The 22,962-nt window shown below is 58.2% G+C and carries 23 protein-coding genes; 14 read left to right on the top strand and 9 right to left on the bottom strand.

The window, feature by feature from the left end; translation table 11 throughout:
• Window positions 1–18: 18 nt before the first annotated feature.
• Window positions 19–531, top strand: coding sequence for a SecY-interacting protein (gene syd, locus EDC28_RS05950; protein ID WP_123421232.1), 513 nt, complete (start codon window positions 19–21; stop codon window positions 529–531).
• On the opposite strand, the gene EDC28_RS05945 is transcribed toward syd, so the two are convergent.
• The 5 genes from EDC28_RS05945 to EDC28_RS05925 form a co-directional block, all read right to left on the bottom strand.
• Complete coding sequence (locus tag EDC28_RS05945; protein WP_123420986.1) at window positions 512–1,282, bottom strand: Zn-ribbon-containing protein; 771 nt, start codon at window positions 1,280–1,282, stop codon at window positions 512–514. The two genes, syd and EDC28_RS05945, sit on opposite strands and share 20 nt — an antisense overlap.
• Window positions 1,282–1,563 (bottom strand): hypothetical protein, encoded by a 282-nt coding sequence (locus tag EDC28_RS05940; RefSeq protein ID WP_123420985.1) that lies wholly within the window; start codon window positions 1,561–1,563, stop codon window positions 1,282–1,284. Before EDC28_RS05940 ends, EDC28_RS05945 begins: the two co-directional genes overlap by 1 nt.
• A gap of 42 nt (window positions 1,564–1,605) precedes the next feature.
• Window positions 1,606–1,836 carry a DUF2789 domain-containing protein gene (locus EDC28_RS05935; RefSeq protein WP_050657410.1) on the bottom strand — a complete coding sequence of 77 codons (231 nt, stop codon included), beginning with the start codon at window positions 1,834–1,836 and terminating at the stop codon, window positions 1,606–1,608.
• 1,543 nt (window positions 1,837–3,379) lie between these two features.
• Window positions 3,380–3,667, bottom strand: a complete 288-nt coding sequence (locus tag EDC28_RS05930) for a DUF3301 domain-containing protein (protein ID WP_170164043.1) — start codon at window positions 3,665–3,667, stop codon at window positions 3,380–3,382.
• Window positions 3,664–4,593, bottom strand: a complete 930-nt coding sequence (locus EDC28_RS05925; protein ID WP_123420983.1) for a DUF3549 family protein — start codon at window positions 4,591–4,593, stop codon at window positions 3,664–3,666. The genes EDC28_RS05930 and EDC28_RS05925 overlap by 4 nt, the downstream gene beginning before the upstream one ends.
• A 79-nt stretch (window positions 4,594–4,672) precedes the next feature.
• Between EDC28_RS05925 and EDC28_RS05920 the strand changes: the two genes are divergently transcribed.
• From EDC28_RS05920 to EDC28_RS05905, 4 genes are read left to right on the top strand one after another with little or no spacing between them, the layout of a single operon-like run.
• A complete protein-coding gene (locus EDC28_RS05920) occupies window positions 4,673–5,008 on the top strand; it encodes a YqcC family protein (protein ID WP_123420982.1) in 336 nt (111 codons plus the stop codon).
• Window positions 5,005–5,766 (top strand): tRNA pseudouridine(65) synthase TruC, encoded by a 762-nt coding sequence (gene truC / locus EDC28_RS05915; protein WP_123420981.1) that lies wholly within the window; start codon window positions 5,005–5,007, stop codon window positions 5,764–5,766. The genes EDC28_RS05920 and truC overlap by 4 nt, the downstream gene beginning before the upstream one ends.
• Window positions 5,766–6,215 (top strand): flavodoxin, encoded by a 450-nt coding sequence (locus tag EDC28_RS05910; protein WP_050657414.1) that lies wholly within the window; start codon window positions 5,766–5,768, stop codon window positions 6,213–6,215. The genes truC and EDC28_RS05910 overlap by 1 nt, the downstream gene beginning before the upstream one ends.
• Complete coding sequence (locus tag EDC28_RS05905; RefSeq protein ID WP_050657415.1) at window positions 6,216–7,643, top strand: PTS transporter subunit EIIC; 1,428 nt, start codon at window positions 6,216–6,218, stop codon at window positions 7,641–7,643. It begins immediately after the preceding gene.
• A 29-nt stretch (window positions 7,644–7,672) separates the two neighbouring features.
• Here the strand turns inward: EDC28_RS05905 and EDC28_RS05900 are convergent, their stop codons facing one another.
• The 4 genes from EDC28_RS05900 to map form a co-directional block, all read right to left on the bottom strand.
• Window positions 7,673–8,188: a CHRD domain-containing protein gene (locus EDC28_RS05900; protein ID WP_050657416.1), complete on the bottom strand. Its 516-nt coding sequence runs from the start codon at window positions 8,186–8,188 to the stop codon at window positions 7,673–7,675.
• Between the two features lie 148 nt (window positions 8,189–8,336).
• Complete coding sequence (dapD, locus tag EDC28_RS05895) at window positions 8,337–9,374, bottom strand: 2,3,4,5-tetrahydropyridine-2,6-dicarboxylate N-succinyltransferase (protein WP_123420980.1); 1,038 nt, start codon at window positions 9,372–9,374, stop codon at window positions 8,337–8,339.
• 131 nt (window positions 9,375–9,505) lie between these two features.
• Window positions 9,506–12,085 (bottom strand): [protein-PII] uridylyltransferase, encoded by a 2,580-nt coding sequence (glnD, locus tag EDC28_RS05890; protein ID WP_123420979.1) that lies wholly within the window; start codon window positions 12,083–12,085, stop codon window positions 9,506–9,508.
• Window positions 12,086–12,131: 46 nt separating this feature from the next.
• Window positions 12,132–12,923 carry a type I methionyl aminopeptidase gene (map, locus tag EDC28_RS05885; RefSeq protein WP_050657419.1) on the bottom strand — a complete coding sequence of 264 codons (792 nt, stop codon included), beginning with the start codon at window positions 12,921–12,923 and terminating at the stop codon, window positions 12,132–12,134.
• Window positions 12,924–13,122: 199 nt separating this feature from the next.
• On the opposite strand from map, the gene rpsB reads away from it, so the two are divergent.
• The 9 genes from rpsB (at window position 13,123) to bamA (ending at window position 22,954) form a co-directional block, all read left to right on the top strand.
• A complete protein-coding gene (rpsB, locus tag EDC28_RS05880) occupies window positions 13,123–13,845 on the top strand; it encodes a 30S ribosomal protein S2 (RefSeq protein WP_050657420.1) in 723 nt (240 codons plus the stop codon).
• A gap of 98 nt (window positions 13,846–13,943) precedes the next feature.
• The gene (gene tsf / locus EDC28_RS05875; protein ID WP_050657421.1) at window positions 13,944–14,834 is read left to right on the top strand and encodes a translation elongation factor Ts; all 891 of its coding nucleotides are present in this window, start codon (window positions 13,944–13,946) and stop codon (window positions 14,832–14,834) included.
• Between the two features lie 91 nt (window positions 14,835–14,925).
• Window positions 14,926–15,657 carry a UMP kinase gene (pyrH, locus tag EDC28_RS05870; protein ID WP_050657422.1) on the top strand — a complete coding sequence of 244 codons (732 nt, stop codon included), beginning with the start codon at window positions 14,926–14,928 and terminating at the stop codon, window positions 15,655–15,657.
• Between the two features lie 20 nt (window positions 15,658–15,677).
• A complete protein-coding gene (gene frr, locus EDC28_RS05865; RefSeq protein WP_050657423.1) occupies window positions 15,678–16,235 on the top strand; it encodes a ribosome recycling factor in 558 nt (185 codons plus the stop codon).
• A gap of 80 nt (window positions 16,236–16,315) precedes the next feature.
• A complete protein-coding gene (uppS, locus tag EDC28_RS05860) occupies window positions 16,316–17,086 on the top strand; it encodes a polyprenyl diphosphate synthase (protein ID WP_050657424.1) in 771 nt (256 codons plus the stop codon).
• 29 nt (window positions 17,087–17,115) lie between these two features.
• Window positions 17,116–17,958 (top strand): phosphatidate cytidylyltransferase, encoded by an 843-nt coding sequence (locus tag EDC28_RS05855; protein ID WP_244946549.1) that lies wholly within the window; start codon window positions 17,116–17,118, stop codon window positions 17,956–17,958.
• A complete protein-coding gene (gene ispC, locus EDC28_RS05850; protein ID WP_123420977.1) occupies window positions 17,958–19,136 on the top strand; it encodes a 1-deoxy-D-xylulose-5-phosphate reductoisomerase in 1,179 nt (392 codons plus the stop codon). The genes EDC28_RS05855 and ispC overlap by 1 nt, the downstream gene beginning before the upstream one ends.
• A complete protein-coding gene (gene rseP / locus EDC28_RS05845) occupies window positions 19,130–20,467 on the top strand; it encodes a sigma E protease regulator RseP (protein ID WP_123420976.1) in 1,338 nt (445 codons plus the stop codon). Before ispC ends, rseP begins: the two co-directional genes overlap by 7 nt.
• A gap of 27 nt (window positions 20,468–20,494) precedes the next feature.
• Window positions 20,495–22,954 carry an outer membrane protein assembly factor BamA gene (bamA, locus tag EDC28_RS05840; RefSeq protein ID WP_123420975.1) on the top strand — a complete coding sequence of 820 codons (2,460 nt, stop codon included), beginning with the start codon at window positions 20,495–20,497 and terminating at the stop codon, window positions 22,952–22,954.
• Window positions 22,955–22,962 lie beyond the last annotated feature (8 nt).

The following is a 22,962-nucleotide window of genomic DNA, read 5'->3' as shown; positions in this document are numbered from 1 at the left end:
ATCCAAGAGCCCGCCCCGATGGACAGCCTAAGCGCCCTTGAACGCCTCTTTAGCCGTATTCCCCAAGACCACGATTGCTGGCGCTACCAGCCCGACCCCGACTGGCCATCCCCCTGTGAAGGCGACGGGCGCTGGCACCCGGTAAAGCGCGAGCCTGCCGGCGATTTTGCCAATGTCGAGAGCGCCCTTGAGCTTGAACTGCATCCCAGCATCAAAGCCTATTTCAGCCACTACTTTATGGAATACCTGCGGGTGGGCCATCAGCGTGGCGAAGTGCAGCTACTGGGGGCCTGGAACGCGCAGGACTTTGAGCGGTTGCAGCAAAACATCATTGGCCACGTGCTGATGAAGCGGCGCCTAAAGCAACCGGTAACGGTGTTTTTTGCCTGCACCGACGACGACAACTTCATGCTCAGCATCGACAACCAAAGCGGCGAGGTGGTGCTGGAGCCGGTGGGTAAAGAGGCGACCGAGGTCTTGGCGCCGTCCCTGGCCGCCTTTCTCGACAGCCTTACTGAAAATCCCAGCTGAGATTGGATACCAGCCGGCAGGCGTCGCATTTAAAGTCGATGATGCCGTGCAGCGTTTCGGCCAGTCGCCAGGGCTGGCCGCAGCCAGGGCAGGGACGCTGCGCTTCGGCTTCCTGGCTCTCGCCGCCGACCCGGTACAGATAGTAATAGGTGGGGATCTTGGTCAGATACTCGAGGCGTTTGGCAAAGTCGGTGCCGCGCCGGCCAAGGGGGCTTTGAGGGGCGCCCAATTCAAACAGCGCTGACTGCTCAGCGCTTACGCCGTTCATCTGCAACTGATCGCACGCCATCCAGTCGTCTTGCCAGCGCAGCAGCAGTTTATGGTCGCCGTTGGCGATGGCCGGCACCCGGTAAAGGGGAATGGGCGCCAGGGTATCACCACTGCGAAGCGGGCTGCAGTTGTGCACAAAGGTGGCGTAGAGCAGCTGCCAGCTAGGAGGCTCTGGCTCGGCGGTGGTGTCGGAAAACAAGTCTCGCCCCAGCAGTTTGACCCTAGGTTGGGTCAGGCCCGCTTCGCCCAGTTTTTTCAGGGCATGGCGCCCAGCCGGTGACAAGTGACGGCTGTGCAGGCTGTCAGGTTCGGGGCACACCACCCGCAAGTTGAGGCTGCCGTCTTTTATCCAGGTGGGCAGCTCCCGGCCCAATACCTGGCCCTGATGGCGCCAAGCGTCAAAGACGCGCATCACTGCCCCTTCTACCAGGTGCACGGCGCTGTCTTCATACAGATCAAAGGTCACGTCAACCAGGTACATCACGCATCCTTGTCGGCAAGGGCGATGCCGTGGGCGGCGAGAGCCGCCTGATACGGGGCCAACTGGGCTGCCACGTACTGGGCTATCCAGGCTTGCTGGGCCGGAGTGAAAGGCGGAGGAGGCGGGGCATCGGCAACCTCGGCGATGTTGCCACCCTGCAGCGCCCTGATGATGGTGGGCAGCGGCACGGTGCTGGTCAACCTGGCTTTAACCAGAGCCAGGGTGGGTTTTCGTCCTTCGGCCTTGATGGCAGCAATCACATCACTCAGTTCACGGGACATGGCAGGGCTCCTCCGTTTGAAGGGGCCCTATGATCCACAAATTCAGCGCAAACGCACGTTCAACTCATCAATAGGCTCGGCCCAGTCAGAGTCGGCCCTTAGCCCTTCGCGCAGAAAGCTGGCCTGTGACTGGCTCCAAAACGGCGCATCGGCCAGGTTGGTTCTGGCGTTCAGGCCCTGGTGAGTCGCAATAAATTGCTCAATATCGTCGTGGCCGTCGGGTAGGCCCAACTGCGCAAAAAGCTCGCGCAAGTAATGTACCGGTTGTTCCATGGTGCTCTCCTGCAAGGGTCTTCTAGCCAGTGTAATCCCACCAAAGGCAATTGATACCTTGTTGTCAGTATTGCTGCTCGGGAAATTATGGAAAAACTTTGTAAGCCATATCTCACAAAGGTTGGGGTTTATTCCGCTTTTCACTGTCGGTTAACATCGGTGCTTGCTTTTTAAGGCCTATTTAAATCAATGAATTAGGTTTTAATTGCTGGTTTTTTGTTCTCGCACTGTTAAGCCTGTGCCTAGCAAGCGTGCTTGTTATCAAAGCCTGCTCGCGTATTCTTATCCCTGTCGACAGGACGTTGGCAGCAAGGACGAAAGCAAGGAAGACACCGCAGGACGCGGTAACCATCAGGATGATGTGGCGGGACAGGAGTCTGGCCAGGTAAGGATACCGAACGGAACATCGGCAGGACGCCGTTAATAAGGAATGCCCAAGGATTGGGAGCATCAAGGAACGATGCAAGGAGCATACAGCGCAAGGAATCGACACCGAGCCGCTCTTGGCCGGGATGGGGAGACCCGTCCCGGCCACCTTGTTTCTGGTGCTTTGTAAATTCCCTGCTCATCCCCCTCTGCAGACAGTCGCCTTCTTTACCCGCAGCCTTGTGCGAGATCTCTTACAAAGCCAGGGACAATCTCCGTATTTAGTCGCGTGCTTCATCCCACTTCAATTTTTTATTGTTTTATAAAACAGCTATTTGTTGTTTTTATACGCGTTAGCTTGGCTGCGTCATTGGGGTTTTTCTGTTCGTTACCTGCTTGTTATCAACTGCCCAGACGCTAATCTAGACACTGTCAGATGGATACTGACAAGGACAAGCAAGGAAGAGGTCATCGGGATGATGACAGGCCTCAGGAAAGAGGTGGCGGGGCAGGACGCTTAGCCAGGTAAGGATACCGAAAAGGACCAAGGCAGGAGCCTTATTAAAGGAAATCCCAAGGAGTGGGAGAATCAAGGAACGATGCAAGGAGCATAAAGCGCAAGGAATCGACATCCAAGCCGCTCTTGCCGGGAAGAGGTTACCTCTTCCCGGCTTCTTGTTTTTGGGGCCTTGTCATCGAACCAGGGACCTTCTGTTTGGCTACTCAGCCTATTTTTTAACCGCGCCTTTACCTTCTTCCTCCTTCCTTTGTGCGAAATAGCTTACAAGGCTGTGCGCCTTTTGGGGTTTGAGTCGGGTGTGATGTCGGCGAATTTTTTTTAACGTTTTGTTTTTATTTGAAATAGTGTTTTTTCTTAAAGGTTCGTCATGGCTGAGATGGGGTGTGGAGGCGTTGTTTAGGCCGGGAATGACAGTAAACTTTATTACGTGGCTAGGGACAGACCACAAGGATAAAGCCAAGGTTGGCAAGGAACAGGAACACGCTTCACGGATGAAGATGGTGGGCAGGATGCCGGCCAGGCAGGACGCCGAAACAGGACTGCGGTAGGACACCGAAAGGGAAAGGCAAGGAAGCCGGAAAGGACGCCAGAAAAACGGATTTTCTTTTTAGTTACGCGCCGGGCAATGGAATCTGCCCGGCGCGCCTGTTTTTGGCGTTAGATATCCCGCATTACCGGCCACTCCACGCTCACCATCTTCCTGCCTTGCATCTCAAAGACTGCCTGATAGCGGGTGTCAGCCGACTGGCTAAAATCCAGGGCGTAGCGGTGAATAAGGCCACCTTTCCCTAGGCGCCTTTTGACCAGCGCCACTTCCAGCAGTTGCAATTGCTGCTGTTTGCACAGATTAGCCGCTGCCAGGCGGGCCCACTCTTCTTGTTGGCGCAGGCGCCAGAAAATAAAGAGCCCGATAGCAACGGCCAGTAGCCACAGTAACTCGCTCAAAAGAGCCTCCCAATGGCTTGGCCTAGGATGTCGGATCGCGCCGGATCGCGCAGTTTGGCCAGCAGTTGGCTGCGAAGCGCAGGCACCATCACCAGGTCTGCAAATAGCGCCTGGAAGTGACGGCCGTCGTCACAGCGCGCAGCGGCTTCTAAAAAGCGGCCAAGGCGGGCGTTATCCATAAGGGCTTCCCAAAGCCTGCCAGCAACCACCAGCAGCGATTGAATATCCCCAAGTGCTAGCAGTTTATCGGCCGCCTCAGTCTGCAGCGGGCTTTGGGCCAGCGCACGGGCAATAAGCTGCGGCAGGGCGTTAAAGCGCTGCCACAAAGCCTCGGCCAGCGCCGTGTCGATGGGGTAGTTTTCCAGTTGGATGGCAACTTGCGCCAGCACCGGCTCTGGCGCGCTGGCAATGAAGGCAATGAAATGGTCGCTTTGCCGGTCTCTTGCAACCAGATCGGCCAATCCCTGCAAACCCAGGCGCTGCCAGTCGTCAAGCTGGCCACGAGCAAAGGCGGCTGCCTCTTCGTAGAAGAGCGAAGCGCCCTGGCCCAAATACAGCCTGGCCTGGCTGTGAAAAGCGGCCCGTTTTTCTTCGCTGGGTACAAAGGTGTAGGGGTTATCGGGCAGGGCGTCTTTGCCTTCTTTCATGGCAGCCAGCACCTGGGCCATGAATTGGGCAGCCTGGCCTTGGTTTATGAGGCCCTGCTCGTCAAGCCCTAAGCGTACAAACCAGACGTAGGGCTGCTCCTTCCAAAACAGGATGCCAAGCCAGGCTTGGCGCTGCAGCGGAAATGGATAAGGAGCCTGACCGCTGGCATAGCGTTCGAAATCGCTTTGGGGCAGGGGACTGACGCGCCGGCCAAGATCAAAGACCTGATAACGTGCGCCGCTGGCGGCCAGAAAATCGGCCAGGTTGTGAAGTTCCATGGTCGGGCTCTTAACGGAAAAAGGGGCATTATAGGGAGCCTGGCTTTGCTATCCTAGACGCCCTTGCAAAGGAGTCGATATGAGCGACAAACATCAACAGGCGCTGCTGCTGCTCGAGCAAATCGAAATGGAGATGCGCCTTCAAAAACTGTGGGCCAAGCAGCACCCCGGCGAGCAGGCTCTGGCCAGCACCGAGCCCTTTGCGGTCGACACTCTGGATTTCGAGCAGTGGGTCCAGTTTATCTACCTGCCCAAACTGAAGGTCTTAATTGGTGAAAACCAGGCGCCCAGCAATGTCAGCGTCTGCCCTATGGCAGAAGAATCCTGGCGTCATCATGGCTCGCGGCTGGTGCCGCTGCTGGAGTTGATTGCCGACCTCGATGAGCTATTGAGCGGGAAACGCGTTCGCGAATGATGCTACCCATCTGTTATCAAGACGAGCATCTGGTGGTCATCGATAAACCGGCCGGATTGCTGGTGCATCGCTCCAAAATCGCCAGCGGCGAGAAGCTCTTTGCCTTGCAGCTGCTGCGCGATCAATTGGGCCAGCACGTGTTTCCGGCGCACAGGCTGGACAGGCCCACTTCGGGCTTGCTGCTGTTTGCCCTGTCAAGCGACGTGGCCCGCCAGCTCACCACGCTTTTTACTGAACGCCAGGTCAAGAAAAGCTACCTGAGCTTGGTGCGTGGCTGGGTCAAGGAAGGGGCCGTGCTCGATTACCCCTTGGTGGAAGAGCATGACGCTGTCATGGGTCAACCTCGCCTGGAAAAAAGTGCCCAGGATGCGGTCACTGCTTACGCTCCCCTGGCCCATGGCGAGCTGCCTTTTGCTGTTGGCCGCTACAATACCGCCCGTTACAGTCTGATCAGTTGTTCGCCCAAAACCGGCCGGCGCCACCAGCTGCGCCGCCATTTTGATCATCTGCGTCACCCCATCATCAACGACACCACCCACGGCGACGGTAAACATAACCGTTTTTTCCGTGAGCAGATGGCCTTTAGCGAGTTGGGGCTGCGGGCTTGGCGACTCTCTTTTACCCATCCGGTCACCGGCAACCCACTGGACATCAAAGCGGGCTTACCGGCAAGCTGGACCGAACTTTTTAATCATTTTGGCTGGGACAGTCAGGCCGTGATGGCCAAAGCGGCTGCCTGGCATGAACAGGAAGCGTAATGGCGATTATTCATCTGGTGTGCGGCACCGTTTATGGCGCCGCTGAACAACTGGCACAGACCCTTGAGAAAAAACTGAACGACAGCGGCCATCAGGCTGTGCTGTTTGCCGATCCTACCGTTGCGGCAGTGATTTACGACAAGCCCGATGCCTTGCTGGTGGTCACCTCCACCACTGGCCAGGGGGATGTCCCGGACAACCTGGTGCCGTTTTTCATCGAACTCAAAAATACCTTCCCGCTACTTAGCCAATTGCCCTACGGCATTATCACCCTTGGTGATTCGAGCTATGGTGATACCTACTGCGGGGCCGGCAACCAGTTTGAAGAGCTGCTTGAAGAACTGGGCGGCAAGGCCCTGCTGCCACGCCTTAACATTGACTCTCTGGAAACCCTAGAGCCAGAGCAGGAAGCGCTACCCTGGCTTGAACAATGGAGTGCCGCGCTCTAAGTGAGAAAACGCCTGTTCGCAAAAGCCCAGCGTTTGGGCCAAGCCCTGATGCTGCCGGTGGCGATTTTGCCGGCGGCAGGCTTGGTGCTGGGCCTTGGTGCCGCCGCCCCCGGCTGGTGGTCCAGCGCTGTTTCTACCTGGCTGTATCAGACCGGCGATGCGGTGTTTGCCCACTTGGGGCTGCTGTTTGCGGTGGGGGTTGCCACCGGCCTTAGCCGTAACGATGGTAGCGCCGCCCTTGCTGCGGTGATCGCCTATCTCATTACCAACGCCGGCCTCGACGCCTTTGCCGGCGGCCCGGTGGATACCGGCGCCGCCGGTGGGGTAGTGGTCGGGCTAATGGTGGCCTATGTTGCCTCTTTTAGCCGCCACTGGCAGCCGCCGGCGGCGCTGGCTTTTTTCTCCGGGCCAAGACTGCTGGCGGCCCTTATTGTGTTGCCAGCGCTGGTACTTTCAGCGAGCCTTGCTACCGTCTGGCCCACTCTTTCCCACTGGATAGCCCAGTTTTCGCACTGGGTGTCTGATGGCGACCCAGTAGCCGCCTGGGGCCTTTATGGCGTGGTAGACAGGCTACTTTCCCCCCTCGGTTTGCAACACATCTGGAATGTGCCGTTTTTTACTGAGTCTGGTGGGGTGTGCGTGCTGGACGGGCAGGTGTTGCCGGTGGGGCAGGATGCCTGCTACGGCAGTTGGATCCGCGGTGAAGTGCGGCGCTTTTTGGCGGGCGATCCTACCGCCGGGCACCTGGCCGGGGGGTATCTAACCAAAATCGTCGGTCTGCCCATGGCCGCCTTGGCCATTTGGCTACGGGCAACGCCAGGTAACAGGGCCAAGGTTGGCGGCATCATGCTCTCCGGCGCCTTGGCCTCCATGGTCACCGGGGTGACCGAGCCGCTGGAGTTTGCCTTTTTGTTCGTGGCGCCGTCCCTTTACGTGTTTCACGCCATCATGAACGGCCTTGCCTTTGTGCTGTGTATCCTGCTGGGGGTGCATCACGGCATCAGCTATTCCCAGGGGCTGATTGACTTTGTGGCCTATTGGCCGCTGGCCAGCCACCTAGGGCCGCTGTTGTGGCTGGCGCCGCTTTGGGCCGGGCTGTATTTCGTGGTGTTTTATGTGGCCATTGGCGCCTTTAAACTGCCAACCCCGGGGCGAGCCGAAGCGCCGGTGCAAGAAGCGGTACCGGCGACCAATCAGGTGGTGGCCGATGCCTTGCTTGCCGCCCTCGGGGGGAAGGAAAACCTGCAGCGGGTCGATGCCTGCATTACCCGGTTACGGTTACAAGTGGCCGATCCTGGGATGGTGGACAAAAAAGCCTGCCGGCGCCTGGGGGCCAGCGGCGTGTTGGTGATAGGCCAGGGGGTGCAACTGGTGTTCGGGGTGCGGGCGGCCAGCCTGCGCGATGCGCTTAACCGGCAACTGGCATAAAAGGGCAGCCCTCGGGCTGCCCTTTTTACTTAAAGCACATCTCTTGGGTCTTGATAACGCAGTTGGCCGCGGATGGCGCCATTGGGGTATTGCGGGTTATGAACGTTGATGTAGAACTGTTCGGGGTTTTCCAAGATACGCTGCACGATACCTGCCTCAGCGCTTGGGAACTTGCCGTCTTCATACTCGCTCAGGCAGTCCGCGGCGTTGCCGTCCTCCGGGCCTGCTAAAACAGCCACCACCGGGCCATTAGCTCCCCTGGGGCCTTCGTGGATGTGAGCCGCCATTCCGGCACCAACCGGCACCAACTGGATTTTCTCCACCGTCAGCACATAACAAAGCGTCTGCGGATCGCCATCTATGCCAAAGACGTAGGCTTCACCTCGGCCGTTGGGGTCCCCGGCGATACGCTGGCTCATGCCGTTACTCACTTGTTCTGTACCATAAAGATCCGTGGTCAGCACGTTATTGGTGTGCCCAGCAATGGCGCTGGCTGAGGCGATTGTCAGTGCGGTAGCGATGCAAGCCAATGTCGGTTTAAACATGAGTTTATCCTCTTGATTAACAGGGCTCAGACAACAGCTAAACAACTGCCTGCTGGTATCAAACGGCGGCTGGCGGCATTTGGATGCATGGTGCGTCAATTTTTTGACAAAAGCCGCCCTCGGGCGGCTTTTGTCGGCGAGCGGGGGCTCAGTTGTGTGAGTGCAGCTCGGCGTTGAGCTCGATGGCGGACTTATTGGTTTTCACTTCGATGCGGCCATTTTGCGAGTTGCGGCGGAACAGTAGGTCCGGCTTGCCAGCCAGGGCGCTGGCTTTGACGGTTTCCACTTCCTGGCCGTTTTCATCCAGCACCACCACTTTGGAGCCGCCGGTGACATAAAGGCCGGCTTCCACGGTGCAGCGGTCGCCAAGGGGAATGCCAAGGCCGGCGTTGGCGCCGATAAGGCAACCTTCGCCCACCGAGATAACCACGTTGTTGCCGCCAGAGAGGGTGCCCATGGTAGAGCAGCCGCCGCCCAGATCCGAGCCATTGCCCACTACTACCCCAGCCGAGATGCGGCCTTCGACCATGCTAGTGCCGAGGGTGCCGGCGTTAAAGTTAACAAAACCCTCGTGCATGATGGTGGTGCCTTCGGCCAGATGGGCGCCCAGGCGTACCCGCGAGGCGTCGCCGATACGGATGCCGGCCGGCACCACGTAGTTGGTCATTTTCGGGAACTTGTCCACCGATTGCACGTCCAGCACCCGGCCTTCGGCCCTGGCCTTGAGCTGGCGCATCGGCAGCTCGCCAAGGGCAATGGCGCCCTCGTTGGTCCAGGCCACGTTGGGCAGCAGACCGAACATGCCGGTGAGGTTGATGCCGTGGGGTTTTACCTGGCGCTGGGACAACAGCTGCAACTTCAAATACACCTCAGGGGTGGAGCTGGGCTGAGCGTCGCTTGCAAGGATGCACAGCACCAGCGGCTGGGCGGTGCCTTGGAGGGCGGCGCAAATGCCTTGCTGCTCGCTGTCACCGGCCTTGGCAAAAGCGGCCGTTACCGCCTCAAGCTGGTCGGCAGAAAGGGCAATCGCCTCGTTGCCGCCCTGGTAGCCCACGGCCGTGGTCAGGGCTTCGACAAGGGCCGCGCTCGGGGCCAGCACCGGTTTGCTGTAGAACACTTCCAACCAGTCACCGGCTGCACTGCGGGTGCCGATCCCCAGGCCCAGGCTAAAGTGATTACCGCTCATGAAAGTGTCTCCTGTAATTGTGCTTGGTGTCGGCCTTGGCCGATAAAACAGGGCGCCAAGGCGGCGCCGGGTTTGCAAAGATGCCAGCCACGGCCCTGGCCTGCAAGGGCCAAGGGGCGGCTGGGGCTTGATTATCCCTGGCTTGGCGCCAGGGCGCCGACCAGTGCGTCGCGCAATTGCTGCTGTTCGTCCCCGGTCAGGGCGTCGCCGTCGTTGGTGGTGAGGATAAAAAAGTCCTCGGCCCGCTCGCCGATGGTGGTGATCTTGGCTGCTTTAAGGGACACGTTGCAGCCGGCAAAAATTTGCCCAACCTGGGCCAATAGGCCAGGCCTGTCCAAGGCCACCAGCTCCATCAAGGTTTGTTTGCGGCTCGACGGCAGGAAGGTGACGTCCGTTGCCACGGTAAAGGGTTTTAGCTGGCGGGGCAGGGGCCGGCGGGAGGTCTCTGGCTTTTGGTTTTGCAGCAGGGCCTTTTCGATGGCGCGGCGGGTGCCTTGCACCCTTGAGGGGCTTTCTACCGGGCTGCCGTCACGCTCCACTATCACCAGAGAATCGAGGGCCCAGCCGTCTTTGCTGGTCATCACCTGGGCGTCGAAAATCGACAGGTTTTTACCGTCGAGAATGCTGGCGATGGTGGCAAAGAGGTAGGCCCGGTCGCGGGTATAGACAAAAAGCTCGGTGCCGCCCCGGGTGGTGTGTTTGGAGAGTTTCACCAGCGGCCCGTCACGGTGCTGGTGCTTGAGAATGGCCTCACTGTGCCAGGCGATTTGCTCGGGGGTGTGGCGCAGGAAGTAATCGGCTCTAAAACGGCGCCACAGCTCTTTGAGGCTGGCCGGGGTAATGGCCCTTTTGGCCAGCAGTCGGGCGCTTTGCTCTTTGGCTTCGCGAATAGCCGGGCGGATGTCGATGGGCTTTTCAAGGCCCCGGCGCAGCGCCTTTTGGGCGGCGAAATAAAGCTCGCGCAGCAAAGAGCCCTTCCAGTCGTTCCAGAGTTTGTCGTTGGTGGCGCGGATATCGGCCACGGTCAGGCAGTAAAGATAATTAAGGTGCACTTCGTCCCGTACCAGGGCCGCAAACTGGCGGATGACTTCTGGGTCAGAAATGTCGCGGCGCTGGGCGGTCACCGACATCACCAGGTGATGCTCCACCAGCCAGGCCACCAGCCGGGTCTCGATATCCGAGAGACCATGGAGCTGGCCAAAGGCCAGAGCGTCGGCGGCGCCAAGCTCGGAGTGATCGCCGCCCCGGCCCTTGGCGATGTCGTGAAAGAGCGCCGCCAGATACAACAGCTCCGGCTTACGCATCTGGCGCACTAGAAGGCTGGCCAGGGGGAACTCTGTGGCGCGGTCTGGCAACGAGAAGCGGTAGGTGTTACGCACCACCTTGTAGGTGTGCTCATCGACGGTAAAGGCGTGAAACAAATCGAACTGCATCTGGCCAACGATGTTGCCCCAGGCTGGCAGGTAGGCGGCCATGATGCCGTGGCGGTGCATCAGCTTAAAGGGCCGGCCCATGCCGCGCGGGTGGCGGATAAGGCTCATAAAGCGTTCGCGGCAGAGGTGATCTTCACAAAGGGGCGCGGTCAGCTCGCGCCGGGCTGCCCGTAGCGCCCGCAAGGTACCGGCGGCAATGCCGCTGAGGTTGGAATCCCGGGCCAGGTGCAAAAACAAATCCAGCAAAAAATGGGGCCGCTCGGCGAGTTTTTCCGGAGCGCTGCACACCAGCAGGTTGCCGCGAGCTTCAAAGAGGTCGTCCAGGCGCCGGCTTGGCGGATGCGGCTCGGGGCTCAGCTCCTCGGCCAGTACCTCGAGCAAAATGGAATTGAGCTCGGTGACCCGGGTCAGGGTCTGATAGACCTGCTGCATCATGGCTTCCACCGCCTGGCGGTTATCCCCCTCGAAGCCCAGGCGCCGCGCCACTTCCGGTTGCAGGTCAAACAGCAATCTGTCTTCGCTGCGCCCGGCCACCAGGTGCAGGGCAAAACGCACCCGCCACAGTAAATCTCGGCAGGCGATGAGTTCGTCCAGTTCGTCTTGTTCCAGCCAGCCGTGCTCGGCGAGAGTGGATAAGTCCTGGCGGTTAAGGTGGCGCAGCAGTACCCAGACCACGGTCTGGATGTCCCTAAGCGCGCCGGGGTTACCTTTGAGGTTGGGTTCAAGGTTGTAGGCGGTGGAGTCGTAACGGGCGTGGCGAGCGATTTGCTCGTCTACCTTGGCTTTGAAAAACTCCGCTACCGGCCAGCAATGGGCCGGCGACATGCCCCGTTTCAAGGCATCAAACAAAGGTTGTGAGCCGCACAGCAGCCGCGCTTCCAGAAGGTTGGTGGCGATGGTGATGTCGTCTTTGGCCTTTTCCAGGCAGTCTTCCAGGGTGCGGGCGGCGTGGCCCACTTCCAGGCGGGCATCCCACAGCTCGGTGATGAACTGGCTGATGGCCTCTTGCTCCGAGGGGGTCAGCTCCTTTTCGGACAGCATCAATAAATCGACGTCGGAGTACGGATGCAGCTCGCCGCGGCCATAGCCGCCTACGGCAATGAGAGCCAAGCGGTTGCTGTCCAGGCCCAAGGCCTGCCAGCGCTCCACCAGCAGCCTGTCCATCACAGCGGCGCGCTCGTGGATAAGGGCAATGATGTCGGCGTCGGGGCTTTGCCGGGTCTTGAGGCTGTCGATATGGGCTTTTAGGCGTTCGCGAAGGGCCAGGGCGGCATTCATTCTATTCTTCCGTCTATAAAAAAGCCCCATTCAAGGGGCTTGGCAATCAATGCTCGATAAGGCGCGGCAGGTCGGTCTCTTCGTCCCTTAAGGTCAGGACTTCGACACCGTTGTCGGTTACCAGCAAAGTATGCTCCCACTGTGCCGACAGGCTGCGGTCCTTGGTGACCACGGTCCAATCATCTTTAAGCACTTTGCAGTGATATTTACCCACATTGACCATGGGTTCAATAGTCAGGCACATGCCGGCTTGCAGCGCCGGGCCAGTGCCGGGCTTGCCATAGTGCAGTACTTGGGGCTCTTCGTGGAACTCGCTGCCGATGCCGTGGCCGCAGTAATCACGCACCACTGAGTAGTTATGCGCTTCCACGTGCTGTTGGATGGCGGCGCCGATGTCGCCAAGCTGCACCCCGGGTTTGACCATCTTGATGCCAATCAACAGCGCTTCTCTTGCCACACGACTGACACGTTCACCTTGGATACTGGGCTTGCCGACGATAAACATCTTGGAGGTGTCGCCGTGGTAGCCGTCTTTGATAACGGTCACGTCGATGTTGATGATGTCGCCGTCTTTGAGGATTTTTTCCTCGTCGGGAATGCCGTGGCACACCACATGGTTGACCGAGGTACAAATGGACTTGGGAAACCCGTGGTAGTTGAGCGGCGCCGGAATGGCCTGTTGTTCATTGACAATGTAATCGTGGGCTAGGCGGTCCAGCTGCTCGGTGCTCACCCCCGGTTTGACGTGGGGTGCCAGCATGTCCAGCACGTCGGCCGCCAGTTTACCGGCAACGCGCATCTTGGCAATTTCATCAGCGGTTTTGATTTTGACAGTCATTCAACTACTCTTTTGGGCGCAAAAAGCACGCTCTGTCTTGGTTTCAGTCAGGGCTTTATGGTATAAAGCGCGCCGGCAATTTACAAACCGATTGCCGCAAACCTAAACCCACACACGTATCGGCACATGCGCCGGGGTGCCCGCAAGGGTCGGATGCATGGGATACGTGGAGGCCTAACCCCAATTTTGGAGACAAAAAATGTCCAAAGTTTCTATGCGCGACATGCTGCAAGCCGGTGTTCACTTCGGTCACCAAACCCGTTTCTGGAACCCCAAGATGAAGCCTTTCATCTTCGGCGCCCGTAACAAAGTGCACATCATCAACCTCGAGCAAACCCTGCCGATGTTCCATGATGCCCTGAACTACCTGTCCTCCGTGGCCGGTAAGAAAGGCAAAATCCTGTTTGTAGGCACCAAGCGCGCCGCCAGCGAAGCCGTTAAAGAAGCGGCCAACAGCTGTGGTCAATACTACGTAAACCACCGCTGGCTTGGCGGTATGCTGACCAACTGGAAAACCGTTCGTCAGTCCATCAAGCGTCTGAAAGATCTGGAAACCCAGTCTCAAGACGGCACCTTCGAAAAGCTGACCAAGAAAGAAGCGCTGGACTTGACCCGCGAAATGGAAAAGCTTGAGAAGTCTCTGGGCGGTATCAAAGACATGGGCGGCCTGCCTGACGTGCTGTTCGTGATCGACGCCGACCACGAGCACATCGCCATCAAGGAAGCCAACAACCTGGGTATCCCGGTTGTGTCCATCGTTGATACCAACTCCAACCCGGACGGTGTTGACTATGTGGTTCCCGGCAACGACGACGCTATCCGCGCCATCCAACTGTACGTGGGTGCCGTGGCCGCAACTGTGAACGATGCCAAAGGCGTTGCTCCTGTTGCCGAAAGCGAGTTCGTAGAGGCTGCCGAGTAAGGCATCGGTCTCACCCTTGATTGACCATCGAGGATTGATTGGTTGACAGGGGCCCCAAAGGCCCCTGTTTTTTGGCAAGTAAAACCGAGGAATTTCACATGGCAATTACTGCTGCCCTGGTAAAAGAACTGCGTGACCGCACCGCTGCGGGCATGATGGATTGTAAAAAAGCCCTGACCGAGACCAACGGTGACATCGAAGCCGCCATCGAGCTGATGCGCAAAAACGGTCAGGCCAAGGCTGCCAAGAAAGCCGGCCGTATCGCCGCTGAAGGCACCATCGTTATCGCTTCTGAAGGCACCAAAGCTGCCATCCTGGAAGTGAACTGCGAAACCGACTTCGTGGCCAAGGACGCTTCCTTCCTGGCCCTGGCCAAAGCTGCTGCCGATGCCGCCCTGGCCAACAGCATCACCGACATCGAAACCCTGGGTAACACCGAAGTGAACGGTGAGACTCTGGACACCACCCGCCTGAACCTGATCGCCAAGATCGGTGAGAACATGAGCTTTCGCCGTGTGACCATCGTTGAAGGCGCTAACCTGGGCGTGTACAACCACGGCAGCCGTATCGGCGTTGTGGTTAGCCTGACCGGCGGCAGCGAAGAGCTGGCCAAAGACGTGGCCATGCACGTGGCTGCTTCCAAGCCCGAGTTCGTCAAGCCTGAAGACGTGTCTGCTGAAGTGGTTGCCAAAGAGCGCGAAATCCAAATCGATATCGCTGTTCAATCCGGCAAGCCCCAAGAAATCGCCGAGAAGATGGTTGAAGGCCGCATGAAGAAATTCACCGGTGAGATCTCTCTGACCGGTCAGCCTTTCGTTAAAGATCCTTCCGTGTCCGTGGGCGACCTGCTCAAGGCCGCCGGCGCCGACGCCAACAGCTTCGTGCGTTTCGAAGTGGGTGAAGGTATCGAGAAAGAAGTGGTCGACTTCGCTACCGAAGTGGCCCAGCAAGCTGCCGCCGCTGCGGCTGCCGCAGCTGCCAAGCAGTAAGAAGTACAGAGGCCGGCTTGCCGGCCTCCTTTTTATCCGGGCCGTGGCTCAGTGCCGCGGTCGATTTGTGTCTGCAAGGTGAGAAAGGATCATGAGCACCAGTTCCAAGCCCCAATACCGCCGCATCCTGCTGAAACTCTCCGGTGAAGCCCTGATGGGAGAAGAAGGTTTCGGCATCGACCCGAAAGTTCTCGACCGTATGGCCACCGAAATCAAAGAGCTGATTGAACTGGGCGTCCAAGTGGGCCTGGTGATTGGCGGCGGCAACCTGTTCCGCGGCGAAGGCCTGGCACGGGCCGGTATGAACCGGGTCGTGGGTGACCACATGGGTATGCTGGCCACCGTGATGAACGGCCTGGCCATGCGCGACGCCCTGCACCGTGCTTATGTGAATGCCAAGCTGATGAGCGCCATTGACCTCAAAGGGGTCTGCGACAGCTACAACTGGGCCGATGCCATCGGTATGCTGCGCGACGGCAAAGTGGTGATCTTCTCTGCCGGTACCGGCAATCCCTTCTTCACCACCGATTCCGCGGCCTGTCTGCGCGGTATCGAAATCGAAGCTGACTGCGTGCTTAAAGCCACCAAGGTCGATGGCGTATATTCCGCCGACCCGGTAAAACACCCTGACGCAGTGAAGTATGATAAGTTGACCTACGCGCAAGTGCTGGACCAGGAACTGAAAGTGATGGACCTTGCTGCCTTCACCCTGGCTCGCGATCACAGCATGCCGATCCGCGTATTTAACATGAACAAACCTGGGGCCCTGAAAGCCGTGGCCATGGGCGAGCCGGAAGGCACCCTGATTAGTCACCAGGCCTGATAAGAAGAGGACGTCAATCCGTGATCAACGAGATTAAAGCCGACGCCAAAGAGCGTATGGAAAAAACGCTGGAAGCGACCAAAAGCCAGATGGCCAAGGTGCGCACCGGCCGGGCCCACCCGAGCCTGCTGGACACCATCCGTGTCGATTACTACGGCTCGGCCACGCCCCTCAAGCAGGTTGCCAACATCACCGCTGAAGACGCCCGCACCCTGGCGGTCACGGTGTTTGACCGCAACATGATCCAGGCCATTGAGAAGGCCATCATGATGTCCGACCTGGGTCTGAACCCGTCTTCTGCCGGCACCACCATCCGCATCCCGCTGCCGCCGCTCACCGAAGAGCGCCGCAAGGATCTGGTCAAGCTGGTACGGGCCGAAGCCGAAAACGGCCGTGTTGCCATCCGCAACGTGCGCCGCGATGCCAACAACGACATCAAATCCCTGCTCAAAGACAAAGAGATCTCCGAGGACGACGACCGTCGTGCCCAGGAAGACATCCAGAAATTGACTGACGCTTTTGTGAAGCAGGTCGATGAAGTCCTGGCCGCTAAAGAAACCGAGTTAATGGAATTCTAAGGCCTGATCGGGTAAGGTTTTGACGCCGCATGGCCCTGCTGTGCGGCGTTTGTTTATTTAGGAACCAAGGTAACCCATCAATGACCCAGAGTCCCGCCACCGAAGCAGTCGTCGGCAAGGTCAGTCCCCGCCATATCGCCATCATCATGGATGGTAACGGGCGCTGGGCTCAAAGCCGTGGCAAGGCCAGGATCATGGGCCACAAACAGGGTGTAGAAGCGGTCCGGGAAACGGTGCGCTGCGCCACCCGCCTGGGGGTTGAGTCCTTGACCCTGTTTGCCTTTTCTTCCGAGAACTGGCGGCGCCCCGAAGAAGAAGTCAATTTCCTGATGGAGCTGTTCTTGCTGGTGTTGGGCCGGGAAGTGAAAAAGCTTCATAAGAACAACATCAAGCTCAATATCATCGGCGATTGCAGTGCCTTTTCAGAACGCCTGAAAAAGAAAATCGGCGAAGCCCAAGCGCTTACCGCCGGTAACACCGGTCTGGTGCTGAATGTGGCGGCCAATTACGGCGGCTGTTGGGATATTACCCACGCCGCCCAGCAGCTGGCCGAACAGGTGGCCAGAGGCGAGCTGCAAAGCAGCGACATCACCGAGTCGCTGTTTGCCCAGCAGCTGAGCCTCAGCGAGCAGCCACCGGTGGATTTGATGATCCGCACCGGCGGCGACCATCGCATTTCCAATTTCCTGCTTTGGCAGCTGGCCTATGCTGAGCTGTACTTTACCGACACCCTCTGGCCTGACTTTGGGGAGCAGGCGTTTTCAGAGGCAGTGGCCGTCTTTTTGAGCCGGGAACGCCGTTTTGGCTACACCGGCGCCCAGGTCAGGGCCTGGATGAACGATTCAAAATAAGGATAACGATTTTGCTAAAGCAAAGGATCTTGACCGCTTTACTCTTGCTGCCGTTGGCTCTGTTGGTGATTTTCTGGTTGCCTATCAATGCCTTTGGCTGGGTTGCTGCCGTGCTGGTGGCGCTGGGTGCCTGGGAATGGGCGCCGCTGGCAGGCCTTAAGGGCCGCTTTTATCAAGTGCTGCTGGCCCTTATCGCCTTTGCCGTACTGGCTCTGGTGCAATATGTGGTGCCGGTTTCCAGTGTCTGGGCCTTTGGCCAACCGGCTGGCTTTTACAGCCTGATGGTGCTGCTGGCCGGGTTCTGGTGGACGGTGGCGGCAGTGCTTATTACCCAATACCCCGAGCCCAAGCGTTTTTGGCAGCAAAACAAACGCTGGCGCATCCTCTTTGGCGCCCTAACGTTGCTGCCCACCTGGACCGGGCTGATGGTGCTGCGCGATTGGCGCCACGACACCGACCCGCTGCTGGGGGCCTGGGCCATCTTGTTTGTACTGCTGCTGGTGTGGGCTGCCGACACTGGCGCTTATTTTGCCGGCCGCGCCTTTGGCAAGAACAAACTCTCCCCCCGGGTCAGCCCCAATAAGTCTATCGAAGGGGCTATGGGCGGCCTGGCCCTGGCCATGGTCATTTGCGCCATTTTCGTTTACCTGCGGCCGGTGACCATCTCGCCAAGCGCCATGGTAGTGGCCAGCCTGCTGACGGTATTGGCCTCCATCCTCGGAGACTTGAGCGAGTCCATGTTCAAGCGCGAAGCCGGTATCAAGGATTCGGGCTCCATCCTGCCGGGCCACGGCGGCATTCTTGACCGTATCGACTCCATCACCGCCGCGGTGCCGGTGTTTGTACTGGTGATGCTGGCCATGGGGGTTTGATGCAAGGCGTCGTTGTACTGGGCGCCACCGGCTCCATTGGCGATTCGACCCTGGATGTGGTGGCCCGTCATCCGGACAAATACCGGGTGGTGGCGCTTTCTGCCCACTCCAATGCCGAGAAGCTGCTGGCCCTTTGCCTGCAATTCAAGCCAAGCCAGGCGGTGCTGGTAGACGACGCCAAGGCGGCTTGGCTGGCTGGCGAGCTAAAGGCTGCTGGCGCCAACACCGAACTGTTGACCGGCCCCGATGCCCTTTGCGAAATAGCGGCGCACCCCGAGGCGCGCCAGGTGATGGCGGCCATAGTCGGCGCGGCAGGGCTGCTGCCGACCTTGGCGGCGGTCAAAGCCGGCAAAAGGGTGTTGCTGGCCAATAAAGAAGCGCTGGTGATGTCTGGCGAGCTTTTTATGACGGCGGTCAAGGAACACGGTGCCGAGTTGCTGCCCATCGATTCTGAGCACAACGCCATCTTCCAATCCCTGCCTTATGCCTGCCAGCAAGGCGAAAGCTATGGCCGGCACGGGGTGACGCAAATCCTTCTGACCGGCTCCGGCGGCCCCTTTCGCACCCGCGAACTGGCGAGCTTTGCCGCCATTACCCCGGCCGAGGCCGTTGCCCACCCCAACTGGTCCATGGGCCAGAAAATCTCGGTGGATTCTGCCACCATGATGAACAAGGGCCTGGAGTTTATCGAAGCGCGCTGGCTGTTCGATTGCGCCATTGATGACATCCAGGTGGTGCTGCACCCGCAAAGCATTATCCACTCCATGGTGCGTTACAGCGATGGCTCAGTGCTGGCCCAAATGGGTAACCCGGACATGCGCACCCCTATTGCCCATGCCATGGCCTACCCCGAGCGTATCGACGCCGGGGTAGCGCCGCTGGATTTTTTCAGCCTCGGCCAATTTAGCTTTGACCGCCCCGATGCTGCTCGTTATCCCTGCCTGTATCTGGCCATGGACGCTTGTAAGGCCGGGCAGGGGGCAACCACGGTGTTGAACGCCGCCAACGAAGTGGCGGTGGCGGCCTTTTTGGCTGGGCAGCTGCCCTTTACCGGCATCGCTAAAACCGTTGAGCAGGCCCTTGGCCGCTTTGCCGGCGAGACAGCCAGCGACTTAGCCGGTATTCTGGCTCTGGACTATGAAAGCCGCCTTTACCTGAGATCGCTCCTGCCATGCTGACCCTGCTGTGGAACCTGTTTTTCTTTATCCTTGCCCTTGGCATCCTGGTGACCATCCATGAGTTTGGCCACTTTTGGGTAGCTCGGCGCTGTGGCGTCAAGGTGGAGCGGTTCTCCATCGGTTTTGGCCCGGCACTGTGGAAAAAAGTGGCAAGTGACGGCGTGGAATACGTAGTGGCTGCCATTCCCTTGGGCGGTTACGTCAAAATGCTCGACGAGCGGGTGGCCGAGGTGGCGCCCGAAGAGCGGCACCGGGCTTTTAATAACAAATCCCTCAAAGCCCGCACCGCCATTGTGGCCGCTGGCCCGGCTGCCAATATCCTGTTCGCCATTTTGGTGTACTGGCTGATGTGGATGGTGGGCCTGCCGGCCATCAAGCCGGTGATTGGCGATGTGCTGCCCGGCTCTATTGCCGCCGAGGCCCGTTTACCGGTGGGCGGCGAGATAACGGCCGTTGGCGGCCAACTAACCCGCAGCTGGGACGAGGTCAACCTGGCCTTTGTGGCCCATATCGGCGACAAGGCCATTGACCTGACCGTGGCCGACAAGCGTGGCATCAGCCGCCAGCTGACCCTCGATACCCGCCAGTGGCATTTTGACCCTAACAAGCAAAGCAGCCTGCAAAGCCTCGGCATCAAGGCCTTTAGCCCCCGCTTTGAGGTGGTGGTTGAAAAACTGGTACCAGGAGGCGCGGCCGCCAAGGCCGGGCTCAAGCCTGGCGACCGCATTGTGGCCCTTGAAGGGCAGGGCGACGTGGACTGGGAAGCCTTTTCCAAGGCGGTTCAACAAGGCCCAGGTAACGCGCTGGTATTCGATATTGAAAGAGACGGTGAACGAATGGCTATCACCGTGGTCCCAGATGAGCGAGATGGTCAAGGTTATGTCGGCCTTTATCCTAAGGCGCCCAAGTGGCCCGAGGGCTTGCTGACCAAACTGCGTTTTGGCCCTGTGGACGCCATGGCTGAGGGGGCAAAATCAGCCTGGCAGATGGTCAGCCTGACCGTGTCGACCTTGGTCAAATTGATAACCGGAGAATTGTCTCTGACGAATCTGTCCGGCCCGGTAGCCATAGCGCAGGGGGCGGGCTTTTCAGCCGAGATCGGCTTCGCACATTTTCTTCAGTTTTTAGGGCTTATCAGTGTTAATCTGGGCATCATTAACTTGCTGCCTTTACCTGTTCTGGATGGAGGACATTTGATGTTCTTCTTCTTTGAAGCAGTGCGCAAAAAGCCCCTGTCGGAGAAAGCCCAGGAACTGGGTTTTCGGATAGGCGCAGCTTTGCTGTTGATGCTGATGGGTATTGCCATATTTAACGACCTCGCAAGGTTATAGCGGGGCAAGGACGGATAAATAAAATCAATGAGAGCCGTGCAATCATTGCTGTGCGCCTCCGTACTGGCGGCCGTTTCTGTGCCCAGCCAGGCGATGGATGCCTTTAAAGTTAACGATATTCGTATTGATGGTTTGCAGCGTGTGGCGCTGTCTGCTGCCCTTACCTATGTTCCGGTCAGAAAAGGTGACGTAGTCGACCAGGCGCGTGTCGCCCAGTTGATCCGCTCCCTCTACAGCTCCACCCACTTCGAGAACATTGAAGTGCTGCGTGATGGCAGTACCTTGGTGGTCAAGGTCAAAGAGCGTCCCACCATTAGCTCCATCGAGTTCAGTGGTAACAAGGACATCAAGGAAGAACAGCTCAAGCAGAGTTTGGAAGACTCCGACGTCAAAGTCGGCGAGCCTCTCGATCGCACCATGCTCACCCAGATTGAAAAAGGTCTGGTGGATTTTTACTACTCGGTGGGTAAGTACGACGCCTCGGTCAAGGCCCAGGTTACTGCGCTGCCTCGCAACCGGGTTGGTCTGAAGTTTATCTTCAAGGAAGGTAAAGCGGCCGATATTCAGCAGATCAACATCGTTGGTAACAAGGTGTTCTCCAACCAGGAGCTGCTGGACCAGTTCGAGCTGAAAGACAAGCTTGCTTGGTGGCAGGTATTTTCCGAAAAACGCTACCAGAAGCAAAAGCTGGAATCGGACTTGGAGACCCTTAAGTCCTACTATCTGGACCGCGGCTACCTCAAATTCAACGTGGACTCTACCCAGGTGTCCATGAGCCCCGATCGCACCGGCATTTATGTCACCGTCAACGTCACCGAAGGGGACGTTTACAAGATCAAAGAGGTCAAGCTGGTCGGTAACCTGCTGGACAAAAAAGAGCTGTTGGAAAAGCTGGTACCCATCAAGCCCGGCTCTACCTACAGCGGCGCCGAAGTGACCTTTACCGAAGACATGCTGGCCAAGTTCCTGGGCCGGTTCGGTTACGCTTATCCCAAGGTCACCACCTATCCTGAAGTGGATACCAAGACCAAGGAAGTGACCCTCAATATCAATGTGGATCCGGGCTCCCGTATCTACGTGCACCGGGTCAACTTCGAAGGCAATGAAACCACGTCTGACGAAGTGCTGCGCCGCGAAGTGCGCCAGATGGAAGGCACCTGGCTGTCCAACAGCTTGGTGGAGCTGTCAAAGGACCGCTTGAACCGCCTGGGTTACTTTGAAACCGTTGATAACACGACCGACCGACTGACCGATCAGCCCGATCAAGCCGACGTTAATTTCAAGGTGAAAGAGCAGCCCTCTGGCTCCTTGAATGCCGGTATTGGTTACGGTTCTTATGGAGGCTTGTCGCTGACGGCCGGTATTACCCAGAATAACTGGCTGGGTACCGGTAAGACCGTGGGCATCAACAGTTCCACCAACCGTTACCAGAAGCAAATCAGCCTGAGCTACCTCGACCCCTACTTCACCATCGATGCGGTGAGCTTGGGCGGGCGCATTTACTACACCAAAGTCGACTACGGCAGCGCCTACCTGGAAGCCTATGACCAGAGCTCCTGGGGCATCAATACCAACCTGGGCTTCCCGGTCAATGAATACAACCGCTTAACCTTCGGTGTCGGTTATAAGAACTCCAAGCTGAGTTCCATCGGTTCTTACGAGCAGGCGCTGCAGTTCTACAACGTTTATTCCGACCAGAATATTCTTGACGGCCGTATTCATTACGACCAGTACGAACTGACTGCCGGTTGGAACCGCCGCACTCTGAACCGCGGCACCTTCCCTACCGCCGGCTCTAGCCAGAGCCTGGGTGTGGAAGTTACTACCCCCAATTCGGATCTGAAGTTCTATAAGTTGAGCTTCAATGCCAACAACTATTTCCCGCTGGACCGTGAGCAGAACTGGGTATTCTCAACCAGCCTGGATCTGGGCTATGGCCAGGGGTATGGCAAGGTCAACGGAAACGATACCGTGCTGCCATTCTGGGAAGACTATTACGCCGGTGGTAGCCGCACCTTGCGCGGCTTCGAGTCCAACTCGGTGGGCTCGCGGGCGATTTATCGCCGTAAGGTAAGTGTTACCGGTGACGGCACTCCGCCTTATCTACCGTCGTCAGAGGATCTAGTCTATGTCAGTGGAGCGCTGGGCGGTAACGCTAAGGCTGTGGCAACTTTTGAGCTGATCACTCCGACGCCTTTCCTCGACGAAGCCTATAAGCACTCGGTACGCACCTCGGTGTTTGTGGATGTGGGTAACGTTTGGGATACCGAGTTTGACTACAGCAAGTACAAGGACCTGGCTCTTGCCTCCGGTAGCCGCGAGTTTTACGACTACAGTGACCCCAGTGCCTACCGCGCCTCTTATGGTCTGAGTCTGCAGTGGCTGTCTCCCATGGGCCCCATGGTGTTCAGCTTTGCCCGCCCCATTAAGAAGCAGCCTGGTGATAGCACCGAGTTCTTCTCGTTCAACATCGGCACCACCTTCTAAGGCAGGCT

The sequence above is a fragment of the Gallaecimonas pentaromativorans genome, assembly GCF_003751625.1.
GTDB lineage: Bacteria > Pseudomonadota > Gammaproteobacteria > Enterobacterales > Gallaecimonadaceae > Gallaecimonas > Gallaecimonas pentaromativorans.
Note: the sequence above shows the minus strand (reverse complement) of the source record. Positions and strands in the feature narration are given on the sequence as shown.